This window comes from Cyanobacterium sp. Dongsha4 (genome assembly GCF_036345015.1).
GTDB lineage: Bacteria > Cyanobacteriota > Cyanobacteriia > Cyanobacteriales > Cyanobacteriaceae > PCC-10605.
In genome coordinates this window covers 1,081,765-1,098,695 of sequence record NZ_CP084098.1, presented here as the reverse complement: position 1 = coordinate 1,098,695, position 16,931 = coordinate 1,081,765, and the positions used below count along the sequence as shown (strand labels likewise).

Annotated in this window: 16 protein-coding genes; 11 read left to right on the top strand and 5 right to left on the bottom strand. The window is 34.8% G+C overall.

Annotated features, from left to right (window positions below; genetic code table 11):
* Window positions 1–18: 18 nt before the first annotated feature.
* The 5 genes from Dongsha4_RS04700 to Dongsha4_RS04680 all read left to right on the top strand — a co-directional run bounded on the left by Dongsha4_RS04700 (window position 19) and on the right by Dongsha4_RS04680 (window position 5,724).
* Window positions 19–951, top strand: a complete 933-nt coding sequence (locus Dongsha4_RS04700) for a hypothetical protein (protein ID WP_330204573.1) — start codon at window positions 19–21, stop codon at window positions 949–951.
* Window positions 952–1,124: 173 nt separating this feature from the next.
* Window positions 1,125–2,027, top strand: a complete 903-nt coding sequence (locus Dongsha4_RS04695; RefSeq protein WP_330204572.1) for an apolipoprotein acyltransferase — start codon at window positions 1,125–1,127, stop codon at window positions 2,025–2,027.
* A gap of 183 nt (window positions 2,028–2,210) precedes the next feature.
* Window positions 2,211–3,110 carry a hypothetical protein gene (locus Dongsha4_RS04690; RefSeq protein WP_330204571.1) on the top strand — a complete coding sequence of 300 codons (900 nt, stop codon included), beginning with the start codon at window positions 2,211–2,213 and terminating at the stop codon, window positions 3,108–3,110.
* Window positions 3,111–3,121: 11 nt separating this feature from the next.
* A complete protein-coding gene (locus Dongsha4_RS04685) occupies window positions 3,122–4,702 on the top strand; it encodes a hypothetical protein (RefSeq protein WP_330204570.1) in 1,581 nt (526 codons plus the stop codon).
* Window positions 4,703–4,791: 89 nt separating this feature from the next.
* The gene (locus Dongsha4_RS04680; protein ID WP_330204569.1) at window positions 4,792–5,724 is read left to right on the top strand and encodes a hypothetical protein; all 933 of its coding nucleotides are present in this window, start codon (window positions 4,792–4,794) and stop codon (window positions 5,722–5,724) included.
* A 99-nt stretch (window positions 5,725–5,823) separates the two neighbouring features.
* Here the strand turns inward: Dongsha4_RS04680 and Dongsha4_RS04675 are convergent, their stop codons facing one another.
* A complete protein-coding gene (locus tag Dongsha4_RS04675) occupies window positions 5,824–6,696 on the bottom strand; it encodes an energy-coupling factor transporter transmembrane component T family protein (RefSeq protein ID WP_330204568.1) in 873 nt (290 codons plus the stop codon).
* A gap of 151 nt (window positions 6,697–6,847) precedes the next feature.
* On the opposite strand from Dongsha4_RS04675, the gene remA reads away from it, so the two are divergent.
* Window positions 6,848–7,099 (top strand): extracellular matrix/biofilm regulator RemA, encoded by a 252-nt coding sequence (remA, locus tag Dongsha4_RS04670; protein WP_015219233.1) that lies wholly within the window; start codon window positions 6,848–6,850, stop codon window positions 7,097–7,099.
* Between the two features lie 119 nt (window positions 7,100–7,218).
* Here remA and recR read toward each other — a convergent pair whose 3' ends face one another.
* A complete protein-coding gene (gene recR / locus Dongsha4_RS04665) occupies window positions 7,219–7,812 on the bottom strand; it encodes a recombination mediator RecR (RefSeq protein WP_330205390.1) in 594 nt (197 codons plus the stop codon).
* A gap of 162 nt (window positions 7,813–7,974) precedes the next feature.
* Window positions 7,975–9,273: a homoserine dehydrogenase gene (locus Dongsha4_RS04660; RefSeq protein WP_330204567.1), complete on the bottom strand. Its 1,299-nt coding sequence runs from the start codon at window positions 9,271–9,273 to the stop codon at window positions 7,975–7,977.
* Between the two features lie 340 nt (window positions 9,274–9,613).
* On the opposite strand from Dongsha4_RS04660, the gene Dongsha4_RS04655 reads away from it, so the two are divergent.
* The gene (locus tag Dongsha4_RS04655; protein WP_330205389.1) at window positions 9,614–10,540 is read left to right on the top strand and encodes a heme A synthase; all 927 of its coding nucleotides are present in this window, start codon (window positions 9,614–9,616) and stop codon (window positions 10,538–10,540) included.
* Between the two features lie 175 nt (window positions 10,541–10,715).
* Complete coding sequence (locus Dongsha4_RS04650; RefSeq protein ID WP_330204566.1) at window positions 10,716–11,690, top strand: heme o synthase; 975 nt, start codon at window positions 10,716–10,718, stop codon at window positions 11,688–11,690.
* A 322-nt stretch (window positions 11,691–12,012) separates the two neighbouring features.
* Here the strand turns inward: Dongsha4_RS04650 and Dongsha4_RS04645 are convergent, their stop codons facing one another.
* Complete coding sequence (locus Dongsha4_RS04645) at window positions 12,013–13,821, bottom strand: aspartate kinase (RefSeq protein WP_330204565.1); 1,809 nt, start codon at window positions 13,819–13,821, stop codon at window positions 12,013–12,015.
* Window positions 13,822–14,130: 309 nt separating this feature from the next.
* Between Dongsha4_RS04645 and Dongsha4_RS04640 the strand changes: the two genes are divergently transcribed.
* On the top strand, window positions 14,131–14,469 hold the full coding sequence (locus tag Dongsha4_RS04640; RefSeq protein WP_015219925.1) for a P-II family nitrogen regulator: 339 nt from the start codon (window positions 14,131–14,133) through the stop codon (window positions 14,467–14,469).
* A 51-nt stretch (window positions 14,470–14,520) separates the two neighbouring features.
* Here the strand turns inward: Dongsha4_RS04640 and Dongsha4_RS04635 are convergent, their stop codons facing one another.
* Window positions 14,521–14,826, bottom strand: coding sequence for a hypothetical protein (locus Dongsha4_RS04635; protein ID WP_330204564.1), 306 nt, complete (start codon window positions 14,824–14,826; stop codon window positions 14,521–14,523).
* Between the two features lie 650 nt (window positions 14,827–15,476).
* Between Dongsha4_RS04635 and Dongsha4_RS04630 the strand changes: the two genes are divergently transcribed.
* Window positions 15,477–16,022 carry a Uma2 family endonuclease gene (locus Dongsha4_RS04630; RefSeq protein ID WP_330204563.1) on the top strand — a complete coding sequence of 182 codons (546 nt, stop codon included), beginning with the start codon at window positions 15,477–15,479 and terminating at the stop codon, window positions 16,020–16,022.
* 200 nt (window positions 16,023–16,222) lie between these two features.
* A complete protein-coding gene (nth, locus tag Dongsha4_RS04625) occupies window positions 16,223–16,861 on the top strand; it encodes an endonuclease III (RefSeq protein ID WP_330204562.1) in 639 nt (212 codons plus the stop codon).
* Window positions 16,862–16,931: the final 70 nt, after the last annotated feature.

Here is a 16,931-nt window from a genome sequence, read left to right as displayed (position 1 = left end):
CATTACAAGGAAATATTTATGAGTGAATTAAGTGACAGTCTCAATCTACTATCTCAACTAATTATGGAATTTCCTGAGCGTTTAGAAAATTTAATTACTCTGGCGCAAGAGGTGGAAGCGGAAGCTAACGAATTAGTTGCCAATGTGCAGGAAAAACAGGCACAGGTATCAGAAACATTAGGAGAAGTGCAAAGTGCGTTAGGGGAAATGCAACAGGAAATGGCAGACAATCAAACGGAAACGGAAACCGCCGTTAATGAGTTTGAGGGTAGTGCTACGGAGTTGGGTAACTTTATGACACAGGCTCAAGAGGAGATGGTGCAAGAGTTACAGACTGCAATGGAAAAAATGAATCAGTTGAAAACCAATCTTGAGGAGGGTAAAGCATCTACTGAAGAAACCGAAGAAAGTGCAAAAAGTGCTATGACGGAATCTCAAACCGCTTTACAAGCTAGTCAAGAGCAGTTAAGAAGTGCTTTTGAGTCTAGTTTATCTGCAATGGAGGCTTTGAGGGAAAAACTAGAAGATGTTAGTAGTCGTATGGATGAGGAAATGCAGAATTTTTCTGAGCAAGTCAATCAAGGGCAAGAAACCGTTAATAGTGAAATTCAGACGATGGCGGATGAGTTTACTACTATTAGTGAGAATTTTACCAGTGTTTTAGGTTCGACTTCTGAGGCGATGTCTGGCGGTGTCAGTGGCTTGATGGATAAGGCTCAAAGTGAGATAGAGGCTCAATTACAAGAGTTGATTGCTTCTGCGGTAAGTAAGGTGACAGACTCTGTGGAAGATATGGTGCAGAAAGTTACTGATGCTGAAAGTGAATCTTCGGGTATTCGAGAGGTTGTAGCTGGTTTAATTGATGATTTAGACGCATTTAAAGAGCCCGTTGAGGCAGGTATTGATGGAGTTAAATCTGCGGCAGAAAAATTTGGTATTGATTTCGGATGATTTGAAATAAATTTTCAAAACATTTACGATTTTTCTCTGTGAAACAGTCAGGATACCTGCGTTTTTGCCAGATTTCTATTAGACATCGATAAGAATAGTCAAAATAAAGGCTTTAGCCCTTACTACAAATCATTGATAAAAGTCAATTATTAATAAATTAAGGAGTAAAAATTATGGCGGTAGATTTAGAACAAAGTATAGCCGAAACCGTAACTCAGTTACAGGAATTGTTGAATCGTGCGGATGAGGCTGAAGAAAACTTAAATCAGGCAAGGGAGAGGTTAGCAGAAGTCAGTCAGCAATTTGATAATAATTGGGATGAGTTATCAACTCGTGCAGATGGTTTACTTGAGCGCATTTCTAATGCTAGAGATGAGTTAAATGGGGAAACAGAAAATTTAAGACAGGGAATCAGTGATTTACAAATGAATCTACAGTCTGCACAGGATGAAGCCAATCAGGTAGTGGAAGATACTAAAACTGAGATAACTGCTTTAGGAGAAGATAGTGATACCAAGTCTTCTGAGTTTGAGGAAGTATTTAATTCGGTTAAAGAGGCATTAGAAACTTTACAAACTAAGATTGAGGAAGTGCAGCAGGATTTAGAGGAAACTGTCTCGGAGTCTCAAGGTAAGTTGGAAAATGATTTTAATTCTGCCCTCAGTAGTAATGAGGAAGAAATCGAAGGCAGGGCGGGAGAAATGGAACAAGAAATCACTCAAGAGGCTGTTTCTCGCGTTAATGATATGGTAAGTAATTTAACGACTCAATTACAGGAAATTACTGCCAGTGTGAGGGAAAAAGCGGAAGAGGAAGCGAATAATACTCAAGAGTCTGCTAATTCAGCTTTAGATGAGTTTACGGGCAATGCAGAGGGTATGTTTGGGGATTTACTTTCTACGGCAGAAGATATTGAGGATGCTTTAACTACTTTGAGTGAGTTGGTGACAGATTTAGGTGGCACTGTTGACACCACTAAAGATACTTTAATGACGGCGATGGATACCACTAATATTGGTTTAAATACTGCTTTGGGAGTATTTGAGGAGGTGCAAGAGTTATTGGGAAGATTTTAGAAAAAAGAGAAGTTAGGAGTTTTTATAACCTCAGTTTGATGACAAGAATATTTAATTGGGGTAGGTTTCCGGTAGCAGGTTTTAGGTTTTGGTTAATTACTAATTTTTAATTGTCTTTACCCTTTATCTTTTTCTCTCGCTTCAGAGTTATCTTTTATTCCCCTACTAAGTAGGAATTAAACAATGGAAAAAATAAATGATTTAATAGATACTATGACTGAGCGTTTAGAGGTAATGCAATCTAAATTGGAGTTGTCTTCTGGCTCTTTTTCTAAGATTAATAACGGTGTTTCTTCTCTGCGTCAAAGTATTATTAATCTCCAAGAAAATACTAAAAACACAACTGTGAGTTTGAGTAAAAAAATGATGAGAATACAAGAAAATTTACTGACTCAAACAGGGGTTTCTCAAGCTACGTTGGTAAAATTAAATGAGCAAGTTAAATTCATTGATAATATTGCTGATGATTTAATGACAAAGATGCGATCGCACTCTTCAATTTTTCAAGAAAATATCGATAATATTAATCAAAAAACTGATGCCATTACTGATAGTTTAAAAGATAATATTAATGAATGGCAAAACAGAATAGAAACTTTAGATAATGATTTAAAAAATTATTCAGAAGAAACCAATAATAATTTAAACAGTCTTCAAGATATTAGTGAAAAGATGCGATCGCAATTTAGACAACAACGAGAAGATTTAACAAGTAAAAGTGATAACTTACAAAATTTGTCTAAAGAAAAAACAGTAAAAATTAAAAATTTAATTCCCGAATTATTTAACAGTATTGAAGACAATTTAGAGGAAATAAAACAAGTATATAAAGAAGAAAATCAACAACTCAATAATTGGGTAAATATGAATATTAAACAAAGAGAATTTAAAGAGATTATTGAGGAAATAAAAAACTTACAAAATACATCGGAAAAAATGGAATCTTTAGTAGAAGAGTCGGGAGAGAAAATAATTATTTCCCTCGAAAAAAATAATGATAGCTTAGAGGAAATGAATAATAGACTATCTACCGCACAACAGTTATATCAATCCAGTTTAGAAACAATAAAATCTATCACATAACAAAAGAAATTATGGAAATATCAGAAAAAGCAAAAAAAATAGTTGCCTCTAGTATCGGTGGTTTAGGAGTATTAGGTAGTTTAATTGGCTTCGGTTTGGAGGGAAAAGGGGAGGCAAAATCGCAAGAAATTAATAATTTAGCAGGGGAATTACAGCAAAATAGTCAAAGTCTTCTCGCCTTAGCTGAAGAATTAGGGGGGAAACAGGGTAGTAATGTGCTAGAAGTAGGCGAGTATATTGGCAAGATAGCCAAAAAAATGCAACAAGGTGGCTTACCAACGGAAGAAGAGTTACAACAAACACAAGGAAAATTAAACCAGTTAGAGGGAGAATTAGCGAAAACTAATAATGGTGATAATAACGATGATGTAGAAGAAAGTAGCCATGATTCTTCGGGAGAAAAAGAAAACTCTTTTGGTGAGAGTGAAAAATCCTCTTTGAAAGATAGTGAGGAAAACAAATCTCCCCACGATTCACAAGGAAAAAAAGAATCTAAAGAGAATAAATCTTCGGCGGAAGAAAAATCATCTATGGGTAAGATGTCAGGGGAGGCAGAAAAAGAAGATAAACAAGAAGGGATACAAGAAACAGAAGAAGAAATAGAGGTTTTACAGGAGAAAATAGCCGATATAGGTCAAAAAATGGCAGAAATAAATGAATTATTTGATAGTTTAACAGAAGAATCCCAACAGGAGGCGGAAAATTTAGAAGATTCAAGCAAAAAAATAGATGATTTATTAACTAATTTGATGGATAAACTAACCACAAATGATGAGGAAATGGAAACTCAAGAAGAGGAGGCATTAAGCCAATTAGTCGATTTTGAAAAATTGTTGGGAGATATGTTAACTCAAATTCAAGAGTTAGGAGAAACTTCGCAAACACAACAACAAAATACTTTACAAGAGTTAGAAGAAAATCAAGAGTTATTAAATACTGCTTCTCAAAAATTAGAAGATTTAATGACAAAAATTTTAGACGAAAATATATCATTCACTGAGGGAAATAAAGGAGATGATAATGGAAATATCACCAGTGACTTGGAAAATATAATTAATAAAATGAATGACTCTTTTTCTCCTTTTCAGGAATTAATTATAGATATTAACACCACATTAGAGACAATAATAGAAGATACAAATATTAATTTTACATCTTTTACTGATTCCTGCACTGATAAAACAAATAAATTAGAGACATTGTTGGAAGAATTACAGATAAATATTGAAGATAAATACCCTCAAGATATTGAAGAAAATATAGATAATTTTGAAGAAGAATTAAAAAATAAATTTAGTGAGTTTAAAGATAATAATATTGATTTGTTTAATGAATTTAAACAAGGTTTAGAATCTGATTTAACAACCATTGAAAGTTTACTAGATAATGACTATCAAGAAGTAATAGAAGAAGAAATGATAACAGTTGAAGAGAACTTAAATAGTATTTTAGACCAAATTAAAGATAACATTACTAATATGGATAAAATTGAACCTTATTTGCAAGAAATAGAAAATATCAGTAATCAATTAATTGATACAGAAGAAATAGTAGAAAAAGTCCACACAGAATTAGAAAGTTTTGATGTTTAACATTGAAATTGATTTTATAAAATAGTTATTATTTATTATTACTAATTAATCTTAATTTTTATTAACTTATTAAAATAGGATAAATCAAAATGTTAATTAATGAAAAGTTAATTTCAAGTTTAGAATATATAAGTGAGGTAAGAAAAAATTTACCAGAAGAATTAAGTAAAATGACAGAAATTCTCAACGATATTAGAGAAAACTTAAATAATGTCATTGAAAAAAATAATAATAAACAAGAGGAAGTAGTTAAGCAATTAATAAAAGTGCAAAAAAAACTATCTAATTTTCCTCAAATAATAATTACTCAACAAGGTTTATTACAGATAAAAATGGTTGCAGTATCTAATAAGATTAAACAACTGAATGAAACCATGATTAATCAGCAAAAAGAGTTAAATTCACCAATGCAAACCCTCAGTAGCTATTTTGAACAATTTGAGCAACAATTAGAGAAAATGAAGACTTATCACCTACAAATTTTAGAAGAAGGAATTACTATTTTTAATGAATTGTGGGAGTCTTTACAAGCTAATCATGAAAGTATTGAGATTACTTGGCAATCTACACAACAAGAAATTGAAATTTTATCGGAAAAAGTTAATTATTTAGAGGAAGTAATTGAATATAATTTAGAAAATTTTACTAATCAAATAAATGATTATCAAGAAGATATAAGTAGTCATTTAGAAGATAACTTAAAGCCAAAATTAGCGAATTATTCTACAGACTTAGAAGAATTATTAGAACAGAGTATTAATAATATCGAGCAAGAAATAAGCTCTTTTAGAGAAAATAGTGAGGAGAATATAGAAAAAGCTAGAATTTTATTTAAAGATAAAATTAATAATTTTCGAGAAGAATTGACAAGTTTAATTGATTCGGATAGCACGTTAGAAAAATTAACAGATCATGATAATTTATTTACAGATAATGGCAAAGAAATAGAAATATTTATAGAAAAATTAAAAAAATTGATTACAGATATAAAAGAAGTGGGAGAATCATTGGGAGTAAATTAGATTTATTGCTTCCTCAAGCAAAAGGCAAAAATGAAGTAAGTTAACGATATTTTCTATATCAATTAATTTTAATATTGTAAAAGGTTTATTAAAAAATATTTAACCACCATATATAACCCGAAAAACCCAAAATATTATTAAACTAAATAAAGCGAAAAAATCTGCTTTTATCATTTTTAATTCATGCCATTGTACTAAATGATCATGGGGATTTGTAAAACCTCTAGCTTCGATCGCGATCGCAATTTGTTCAGCCCTTAATAGTATATTTTGTAATAATTTTTCTGCTACAATTAACCATATTTGCATACTTTTTTTAAAGCCTAATTTTTTCCAATTAATTGCCCTTGTTTTGATGGATCTAATTAAATTCTGGGCTTCTTCTAACACTAAAGGAATAAATCTTAATGCCAAAGTTAAAGTTAAAATAATTTCTGTAATTGGTAAATTAAACCTTCTTAAAGGAGATAATAAATCTTCAATTCCTGCGGTAATTTTTTCGGGAGCTGTAGTTAACAAAAACAAATTACTACTATAAACTAAAGTAAAAATTAAAGTGGTAACTCGAATCGCTAAATCTAAACTTCTTCTTGTCATGGTGAAATTACCGATTTCTAGCAATACATATCGATAATCTGTCGATTGAGGAGTTGGTAATGTGCTTGGGGGTAAAGTTGGTTGGTAACTAAGATTAAATCCATCCCCCGAAAATATGGTGACACAAAATACAATCACCAGAAAAAAGACCAATAGACTAACTTGGGTTTTCAGAATACGCCACGGAATTTTTGCCAACACTGTCAAAAGTAACAAAAAAATGACTAAAAAAATACGCCAATAAGGATTTGCTAACAAAGGTGTCAAAATTACACTCATCAACCATGCTAACTTAACACGAGGATCTAATTTATGTAGCCATGAGATGGGCTTTTCTATAAATATACCAATAGGAAGCGATCGCAAAAAATCCATTTGAATAAGTAATTAGTAATTATTAAAAAGTCATAAAGGATATAGAAACAATGTCAAATTTCCGAGAATATTGACGAAAATTCTTGTTATTCTAAAAATATAGCGATAAGATAAAGGATAAATTTAAAACTGTCAACTATCAGTAAAATTCATGGATATTCAATTAATAAATATCGGTTTTGGTAACATAGTAGCCGCTAATCGAGTCATTGCCATTGTTAGTCCTGAGTCTGCCCCCATTAAACGTATCATCAACGAAGCAAAAGATAAAGGACAATTGATAGATGCAACCTATGGCAGAAGAACCAGAGCCGTAATTATAACAGATTCCAACCATGTAGTATTGTCTGCAATTCAACCAGAAACTGTTGCCCATCGTTTTGTTTCCCACGTTGAAAAATAGGGATTCTCACCGAATTTAGTAAAAAGGAACAGATAGGAATATCATATCAATAGTCAATAATCTCCATTATATTTTTGATTTCTATTTTGTTTGCAAGACTTTTAAAAAATAGATCAATCTTAATCAAAATCTCTGCGCCCTTCTAATGCCCTAGCAAGGGTTATTTCGTCTGCATATTCCAAATCACCTCCCATGGGTAAACCAAAGGCAATACGAGTAACTTTTGTAAAAGGCTTAACTAATTGACCAATATATAAAGTAGTAGTTTCCCCCTCAACACTAGGATTAATCGCTAAAATCACCTCCTCAATTTTTTCTTGACTAACTCGTTGAATTAATGGTTGTATGTGTAGTTGTTCAGGGCCAATGCCATCCATAGGAGAAATCACTCCCCCAATAACATGATATAAACCTTGATATTCTCTGGTTTTTTCCAAGGCGATTACATCTTTAGAATCAGCGACAACACAAATTGTACTTTGAACTCGACTGGGATTACGACAGATTTCACATACAGGATCAGCCGATAAATGAAAACATTTCTGACATAAACCGACTCTTCTTTTTGCGTCAAGAATAGCTTGGGCTAAGGCTTCAGCATCTTTATCAGAACGTTTAATAATATGTAATGCTAATCTCTGGGCATTTTTAGGACCAATGCCGGGTAATTTTTGTAATTGTTCAATTAATTTAGCAAGAGGTGGTGTAAAAATAGTATTTATCTCCTTTCAAAAAGGCTAAAGGGCAAAAGTTAAAAGGGCAATGGGCAATAATTTGAGCTAGGAGTTGGGAGTTAGTTTCTCCCTCATCTCCTCATCCTCTCATTCCCCTAACATCCTGAAACCTGACACCTCTTCCATAACTCATGACTCAAACTACAGCACTCGAATAATACTGGGAATATTCTTAATCGCATTTAAACTACGAATTTCTGCGATCGCCTCTCTAAAGTTGCCTTCTCTAACATGGTGAGTGACAACCACAATTTCTGCTAAATCCCCCTGAAATCCAATTTGAACCACAGACTCTAAACTGACCTTATTTTCGCCAAAAGCAGTACCTAGATGACCGATGACCCCCGGTACGTCTGCACAGAGAAAACGGGCATAAAAACGGCTGTAAACGTCCTCTATGGGGCTAATTTGACCCTGACCTTGAGGAGAACAACTAAGTAAAGAATCGAGATTATCTCCTGTTTTATCAGTATTGAGAACCCCCACAATGTTCATAATATCTGCAACTACGGCACTGGCGGTAGGGCCTGAACCTGCACCTGGTCCATAAAACATGACTTGTCCAAGGGGTGAACCTTCCACTAAAATAGCATTATTAACACCATTGACATTTGCCAGGGGATGAGATGTCGGCACGAAAGTAGGATGAACTCTTAGCTGTAGTTGAGTTTCCGTGCTAGATTGTACCTTATGGGCGATCGCCAGTAACTTGATAACAAAGCCTAATTTTTCAGCATAATTAATATCACTGCTCGTAATTTTAGTAATACCCTCACAATAAACGTCTTCTCGTTTGACTAAACAACCAAAAGCAAGAGAAGCTAAGATAGCAATTTTATCCGCCGCATCATAACCTTCTACATCGGCACTGGGATCAGCTTCAGCATAGCCTAAATCTTGGGCAACTTTTAACACCTGTCCAAAATCAGCCCCTTTTTCGGTCATTTCCGTAAGGATATAGTTAGTAGTGCCATTAACAATCCCAATAATATTTTCTAAGCGGTTCGCCCCCAAAGACTGTTTAAGAGGTTCGACAATGGGAATACCTCCCCCTACTGCCGCCTCCGACAAAACATAAACTTTCGCTTCATTGGCGGCGGCGAAAATTTCTCCACCATAACGGGCAATTACTGCTTTATTCGCTGTTACAACGTGCTTACCATGAGCAATCGCTTTTAAAATAAGACTACGGGCGGGTTCTAAACCACCTATTAACTCAACAACAATATCAATTTCGGGATTAGTGACAATGGCTTCTAAATCTGTCGTCAGAATTTCTGAGGGTAAATCAATGTTGCGTTTTTTTTCGAGTGATTTTACCCCTACCTGACTAATCGTTATATTTTGAAGGAGGGGGTGTCTGCCATCGGGATTAAATAAAATGTCTGCCGTACCCGTGCCAACAGTACCTAGTCCTAATAAACCGATCTTAAAAGCCACAATATCTGTCCTTCTCAATAAAATCTTATTTTGCTTATTGTACCTTACAACGGTTACTTAAGCCATAATTAAAGGGGTTCGGTGATAAGAAGGAGAAATGAGTTAGGAGTTAGGAGTTAGGAGTTAGGAGTTAGGGGTTTTTTATTCTTAATTCTTAATTCTTAATTCTTAATTCTTAACTATTTACCTTTGCCCTTCATCAGAGATTACGGCTAAGGGAAAAAAGGCGTTTTGTTAACTTTTGTAAAAATAATCAAGAAAGATTCTAAAAATACCAAAAGTTCCAGAAATTTGATCCTAAGCTAAGATCAACCTTAGAAATTCAATGGCATTTTTTAATATGACAGATTCAGCTTTATATAATTCTTTCTTTTCCTTCTCCTCTTCTCATCCCCTTAGATGGATTAGGTGGCTAGTATGGAAAATTGCGATCGCAACTCTGGCTTTAATGGCAATTGGGGCGGCAACGAGGGTTATGAATGCAGGATTAGCTTGTCCTGATTGGCCTTTATGCTACGGTAAAATTGTCCCCACTCAGGAAATGAATTTACAGGTATTTTTAGAGTGGTTTCACCGACTGGATGCGGCTTTAATTGGTTTTACTACCATTATTTTGGTGATTGCTTCTTGGTGGCATCGCCGTAAATTACCTCAATGGTTGCCTTATGCTTCCAGTTTTGCTCTATTTCTAATCATCTTTCAAGGAATTTTGGGCGGATTGACAGTCACAGAATTATTGCGTTTTGATATTGTTACCGCTCATCTAGGCACTGCTTTATTGTTTTTTGGCACATTAATCGCTATTGGTAGCAATCTTAGTGAATATCAAGGCACAGCTACGGATGTAAGTAAATTAACTCTCATAGGTGCGATCGCATCTATAACCGTATATGTTCAATGTCTTTTAGGGGGTTTAGTTGCCTCTCAATGGGCTTTACATCAATGCTTCGCGGGTAATCAACTTTGTTTTGTCATGAATAGTCATATTATCGGAGTGCTTCCTGCCACCATCGCCACTATCACTTTAGTGATTTTAGCCAGAAAAACCCCTGCTTTAAGTCTTAAATTGCGAAATTTGACTAAATATATCACCATAATTTTAGTGAGTCAAATATTACTCGGTATTGCTACATTTTACCTTCATCTACAAGTAGAACCTCTTACCGTAGCCCACCATACCATCGGAGCGGCACTTTTTGGGATGTTGATAACTTTTACCGTTTACACCCTTAGAGATGAAGATACTACCATTTCCCTTTTAAATTAGTTTTTCCGTAAATAAAAAATTAGCATAACCTTGAAGAAAGAGTTTATTTAGATCCTTTATCTAATTAAATTAAAAATCTGTCTATTTCAATCAATCTTAATCACATCAAAAAAACTGATAACAAATATTAGCTTAAGGCTAAAACCTTAAACATAATTCAGAAAAAACAATAAACATGATCGGAACAAGTATTTCACCTCGTAACGAGAACTTTTGGCAAGTTATTCAAAGTTATTATCTCCTCACAAAACCTCGTATTATTCCCTTACTTTTAATAACCACTACTGCCTCTATGTTTATGGCGGGAAAAGGCACAGTTGATCCTCTACTCTTAATTATGACCTTATTAGGAGGGACATTAGCCGCCGCCTCTGCCCAAACTTTTAACTGTGTTTATGATCAAGACATTGATTATGACATGAAACGCACGAGAAAACGTCCTATTCCTTCGGGAAGAGTTCAATCTAACCATGCAATTATTTTTGGAATTTTCCTAGCAATTCTTTCCTTTAGTATTTTAGTAATTGCTGTCAATTTATTGTCTGCCTTGTTAGCCATGACGGGGATTATCTTCTATATGCTGATTTATACCCATTGGCTAAAACGTTATACTAGCCAAAATATCGTCATTGGAGGGGCGGCCGGAGCTATTCCTCCTCTCGTGGGTTGGGCGGCTGTAACAGGGGATTTAAGTTGGAGTGCATGGGCGTTATTTACATTGATTTTTCTTTGGACTCCCCCTCATTTTTGGGCTTTGGCTTTGATGATTAGTGATGACTATGCAGAAGTTGGTGTACCAATGTTGCCTGTTGTGGAAGGGTTTGAGTCAACAGTTAAACAAATTTGGATTTATACTTGGATTACTTTTGCCTTTAGTTTAATCTTTATCTATCCTTTACATAGTGCAGGATTTGTTTATTTTTCTTTTGCTCTTATTTTGGGACTAACTTTCATCTATAAATCATGGCAATTATTACAGCAACCCGACAGTAAAGACTGTGCTAAATCCATGTTTAAATATTCTATTCTCTACCTCATGTTACTCTGTTCAGGTATTGTTGTAGATAGTTGGCAATTGAGCCATCAGTTAACAGATTCTTTTGATCAGCAAATAATGGCTTTATTGAATTTATGGTTAAACTGCTGTTAAAAATATGTGGAATTTGACCCTGATTAGATGCAATATTGATGGATAGGGTTAAGAATACCTGAGTTCGGAGTTCGGAGTTCGGAGTTCGGAGTTAAAAGTAATAATTATTGACAAAAAAGCTGAATAAATTGATTTTAAATAAGTTTTTCCTAAATTTAATAATTTTTTATTCCAAAATTAGCTCGATGATAACTCTCAACGCTTTATTTTTCGATACTTTTTTCATCGAACTCAGGTAAGAATGGGGTGTTAGGAGTTAGGGAAATGGGGGTTATAAGTTCTTATTCACTATTTACCTTTGCCCCTTACCCTTTATTTCAAATTATCCCTCCTTTGAAGGAACTTCCAATAAAGTCTCTCCCCCTAAACCAAAGGCTTCATGCACTGCTTTTAAGGCTTGAATAGCTTGGGATTCATCTACGACACAGCTAATTTTAATTTCGGAGGTGGTAATCATGGAAATGTTTATCTTTTCTTGTGCCAAAGCATTGAAAAATTTAGCCGCAACTCCTGGTGAACCAATCATTCCTGAGCCAACAATACTTACTTTAGCGATATTGGTTTCGACTACTATCTCTTTGAATTTTATCTCGGATTGCAGTTGATACAGGGCTTTTTTCGCTTCTTGGGCATCGGATTGAGCAACGGTAAAGGCAATATCACGCATGGGGATTCCATCCACTAAACGACATCTCTGGGATTGAATAATCATGTCAACGCTGATATTGGCGTCCGCTAAGACGGTAAAGATTTTCGCCGCCATCCCCGGTACATCTGGTACAAATAAGATGGCTAATTGTGCTTGATTTTGATCTAAGGCAACTCCCCTCACTGGTACAAGATTGGCTATATCTTTACTATTATCGTTCAAAGTAACGCTAGAACTGGCTATGTCAAAAGTTTCACATAAAGCAGCGATCGCACGATCGCATTCATCTTCTGCTACGATACAACTAACCTTCACCTCCGAGGTAGAAATCATCTGAATATTGACTTCGGCTTTTGCCAAGGCTTGGAACATTTGAGCCGCAATACCAGGTCTGCCTATCATTCCAGCCCCTGCGATCGCAATTTTCGCAATTTTCTTTTCCACTAAAATATCGGTGTTGCCTTCTTCTCCCAAAATAGGTGCGATCGCCATTGCTACGGCTTCAGCCTTCGGTAACACTCCTTTCACCACAGAAAAAGCAATATCGTTACTATTTCCCTCATGGATAGACTGAATAATCAAATCCACATCCACATCATGACGGGCAATCTCCCCAAATAAACGGGCGGCAACCCCTGGGCGATCGGGAACACGCAATAGGGCTACTTTAGCTTGATCTGCGTCGTATTGTACCGCATCCACTGCCTTAGTAATTTCTAAACCCACTAAAGATTTACCTAAATTCGGAGGAGAAATCACCCTAGTCCCCGGATCATTAGTCCAACTGGATTTTACCACCAAAGGCATCCCAAAATTACGGGCAATTTCCACCGCTCTCGGATGCAACACCTTCGCCCCTAAACTAGCTAACTCTAACATCTCATCGGCGGTAATCTCATCCATTAATTTCGCTGAAGGTACAATGCGCGGATCAGTTGTTAAAATACCTGGTACATCGGTATAAATTTCACAACAATCAGCCTGTAAAGCCACAGCCAAAGCCACAGCCGAAGTATCTGAACCTCCCCTACCTAATGTGGTAATTTCCAATTCTTCTCCATGAATAATGCCCTGAAAACCAGCAACCACAACCACTTGTCCTTGTTCTAAATGACGATTGATGCGATCGGTCTTAATTTCTAAAATTCGAGCTTTGCTATAATTAGCTTCTGTTGTAATACCTACCTGTGCGCCCGTGAGGGAAATCGCAGGTTGTCCAATTTCCTGTAATGCCATACTCAACAAAGAGATGGACACTTGCTCCCCTGTGGAGAGTAACATATCCATTTCCCGACGACAGGGATTAGCAGTAATTTCATGGGCTAATTTGACCAAACCGTCAGTAGTCTTGCCCATTGCCGAAACCACCACTACCACTTGATTTCCCTCCTTTACTGTTTGGGAAATTCTCTTACTTACAGACTTGATGCGATCGGTTGAACCAACAGAACTACCACCGTATTTTTGGACAATTAGCGCCATAGCAAAATTAATTTAAGATAATTTGAAAAATGTACCAAATAATGTTAACAAAAATTTGCTGTCTCGACTCAATAAAAGAAAAAGGTGTCGGATGAATGACGATTTTTCTCTATCCCCTAATATTTTCCCACTCATTACTTATTATTTATTATGAAAAAACCCCGAACTCTGAGCTCCGAACTCCGAACCCAGATGAGGTTATATCATTTATGTACCTATTGTTACAAAAACTCATCAAATAAGAGTGTTAAAAAATAACAGGAAATTGTATAAGGTATATAGAGAAATTAAACTAAAGGAGATACTAATTTGAAAAAGATAGAAGCAATTATTCGCCCTTTTAAGCTAGATGAGGTTAAAATTGCACTAGTTAATGCAGGAATCGTTGGTATGACTGTTTCTGAGGTAAGGGGTTTTGGTCGTCAGAAAGGACAAACTGAGCGCTATCGTGGTTCAGAATACACTGTTGAGTTTTTACAAAAGCTCAAATTAGAAATTGTCGTGGAAGATGATCAAGTTGATATGGTAGTTGATAAGGTTGTCCAAGCATCTCGTACAGGAGAAATAGGCGACGGTAAAATCTTTATCTCTCCCGTTGATGAAACCATCCGTATTAGAACTGGTGAAAAAAACCTAGAAGCTATTTAATTCAATTAATCTAATGGTGGGCATTGCCCACCCTACTCAAGAAAATGTTAATTAATATAAATGTGCGATCGCACTCTTATAGACTAATACTTGTTGAGTCAGAAGATCTGTTACAGTCAGTAACAACATTCGGTTATCATCTATTTCCAGATGTATTTTAAGACGATCTTTTCCCACCGTGCCAAGGGGATTTAATTGAGCAATACAGGCAGACTTAATAATGTTTCCTTGCCAATCTAATTCATAGGTGAGAGATTTATAGGTGTTTTGAGATTTTACGATACCACTGGTCATTTTTCCTGAACTATCGTAACTAAGTTCAGCTTTCCCCATTTCTACCACTTGCCCAATATCCAAATAAATGGCATCTTGTCCGTTATCATTATTCGTTAAATGGTTTAAATTATTCTCTTTTGTAGTGTCAGAATATTTTTTTTTGCTAGGTTTAATTTATTATCATTTTTTCCAGATGACGAACCAAAGGTTGTCAAGAAAAATACACTAATTATTAACCAAAAAATGATATCCATTAACGTATGAGAAAAATCCATTGTTTGTTATGTTTACCCTTTTCAAACTATGAAAAAACTAGAGCATAAATACTTTAATATTAGTGTAGATAAAAACTAATTATTAGCAGAGTGCGATCGTTGAATATTATCAGTAATTAAGATTTCTTCTCCTTTGTAATATTCGGGGATTAATTCTCTTGATTCGATATCAAGAGTAGCACAGTTTAAGAGAAATATTACTTGGGCATTGGATAGCCAAAATCATTGGGTTGAGATTCCTCGACAAGCTCGGAATGACGGAATGTCCTAAAAATTTACTATCAATAACAATATATAAATTTTTATCCTAAAATGATATTATTCTTGAACATAATATTTCTGTCAATGTAAAAATACGATCGCACTTACGAGGGTAAATGAACTGAAAAAAAGATGCGATCGAGATGTCATTATCTTTATCGATCATAATCAAAGTATAAAATCAATATAACTGCTATGAAAACCTTAATGAAATGGTCATTAGAAGATTATCATAATTTAATTAATAATGGAGTTTTAGCGGATAAAAATGTTGAATTATTAGAAGGAGAATTAATCGAAATGCCTCCAGAAAGTCCATTGCATACTTATATAACTTCTAGTGGTTCTAATTATCTTCGAGAAAAATTAAAAGGATTAGCATTCATCAGAGAGGCACATCCGATTACTTTGAGCAATTCTGAGCCTGAACCTGATATTGCCATTGTTAAACCTCATTCTCATAACTATAAAAATAGACATCCCTTTGCGGATGACATTTTCTTATTAATTGAAGTGTCGAATAAAACTCTGAGTTATGACTTAAATGAGAAGAAAAAAACCTATGCCAAAGAAGGGATAAAAGAGTATTGGGTTGTAGATATTAATAGTCGTCAAATTCATGTATTTTTTAATCCTGAAAGTGATAATTATTTAGTAAATAAAACTTTATCTAAAGGTACTTTAAAAATTCAATCTTTTCCTGATTTAGAATTAGTAATTGAGCAGTTATTTGTGTGGTAACATTATATATTATTAGTTTAATTTATTGAATGTAATTTATTAGTTTTGTGATCCTTCGCTATCGCTCAGTACTAAAGGTTTATTGCAAAGCGATTTATGAATGAGAAGCCTTATCACCCCATGAAATTAACCACAAGCAAGATGCCTGTTTCACGGGAGAAAAATGATAAATTTAAAGATATAAAATTCATAACAATAACATGAGAATTAGTAAGAAGAAAAAGGCAACGGAAATTTTAACTATCCTGAAACAACTGTATCCTACTGCTACTTGTAGTTTAAATCATGACACACCTCTGCAATTATTAGTGGCAACGATTCTTTCTGCACAATGCACCGATGAGAGGGTAAATAAGGTTACACCAGCTTTATTTGAGCGTTTTCCTGATGCCCAAAGTTTTGCCCAAGCTGATAGAGAAGAAATAGAAAATTTAATTCGCTCTACGGGTTTTTATCGCAACAAAGCTAAAAATATTCAGAATGCCTGTATCAGAATTGTTAATGATTTTGATGGGAAAGTACCTCAAACTATGACAGAATTGTTAACCCTTGCAGGAGTTGCCCGTAAAACCGCTAATGTCGTGTTAGCTCACGCTTTTGGCATTATTGAGGGTGTAACGGTGGATACCCATGTTAAACGGCTTAGTAATCGTCTAGGTTTAACTAAGCATTCTAATCCGATACAGATTGAAAAGGATTTGATGAAGTTATTACCCCAACCAGAATGGGAAAATTTTTCTATTAGCATTATTTATCATGGTAGAGCAGTTTGTAATGCTCGTAAACCTCGTTGCACCGAATGTACTTTAAGTCATTTATGTCCTTCTTTTGTTGCCTAATTTTAAGATCAATATATCAATAATCATGAAGATTTAACTTAATTTGCTTCCCAAAAATCTTCCCCTTATT

What these genes read in the sequence shown, in the direction of transcription:
- Dongsha4_RS04700 (WP_330204573.1), top strand. Translation starts at nt 19, where the DNA reads ATGAGTGAATTAAGTGACAGTCTCAATCTACTATCTCAACTAATTATG.
- Dongsha4_RS04695 (WP_330204572.1), top strand. Translation starts at nt 1,125, where the DNA reads ATGGCGGTAGATTTAGAACAAAGTATAGCCGAAACCGTAACTCAGTTA.
- Dongsha4_RS04690 (WP_330204571.1), top strand. Translation starts at nt 2,211, where the DNA reads ATGGAAAAAATAAATGATTTAATAGATACTATGACTGAGCGTTTAGAG.
- Dongsha4_RS04685 (WP_330204570.1), top strand. Translation starts at nt 3,122, where the DNA reads ATGGAAATATCAGAAAAAGCAAAAAAAATAGTTGCCTCTAGTATCGGT.
- Dongsha4_RS04680 (WP_330204569.1), top strand. Translation starts at nt 4,792, where the DNA reads ATGTTAATTAATGAAAAGTTAATTTCAAGTTTAGAATATATAAGTGAG.
- Dongsha4_RS04675 (WP_330204568.1), bottom strand. Translation starts at nt 6,696, where the DNA reads ATGGATTTTTTGCGATCGCTTCCTATTGGTATATTTATAGAAAAGCCC.
- remA (WP_015219233.1), top strand. Translation starts at nt 6,848, where the DNA reads ATGGATATTCAATTAATAAATATCGGTTTTGGTAACATAGTAGCCGCT.
- Dongsha4_RS04655 (WP_330205389.1), top strand. Translation starts at nt 9,614, where the DNA reads ATGACAGATTCAGCTTTATATAATTCTTTCTTTTCCTTCTCCTCTTCT.
- Dongsha4_RS04650 (WP_330204566.1), top strand. Translation starts at nt 10,716, where the DNA reads ATGATCGGAACAAGTATTTCACCTCGTAACGAGAACTTTTGGCAAGTT.
- Dongsha4_RS04645 (WP_330204565.1), bottom strand. Translation starts at nt 13,821, where the DNA reads ATGGCGCTAATTGTCCAAAAATACGGTGGTAGTTCTGTTGGTTCAACC.
- Dongsha4_RS04630 (WP_330204563.1), top strand. Translation starts at nt 15,477, where the DNA reads ATGAAAACCTTAATGAAATGGTCATTAGAAGATTATCATAATTTAATT.
- nth (WP_330204562.1), top strand. Translation starts at nt 16,223, where the DNA reads ATGAGAATTAGTAAGAAGAAAAAGGCAACGGAAATTTTAACTATCCTG.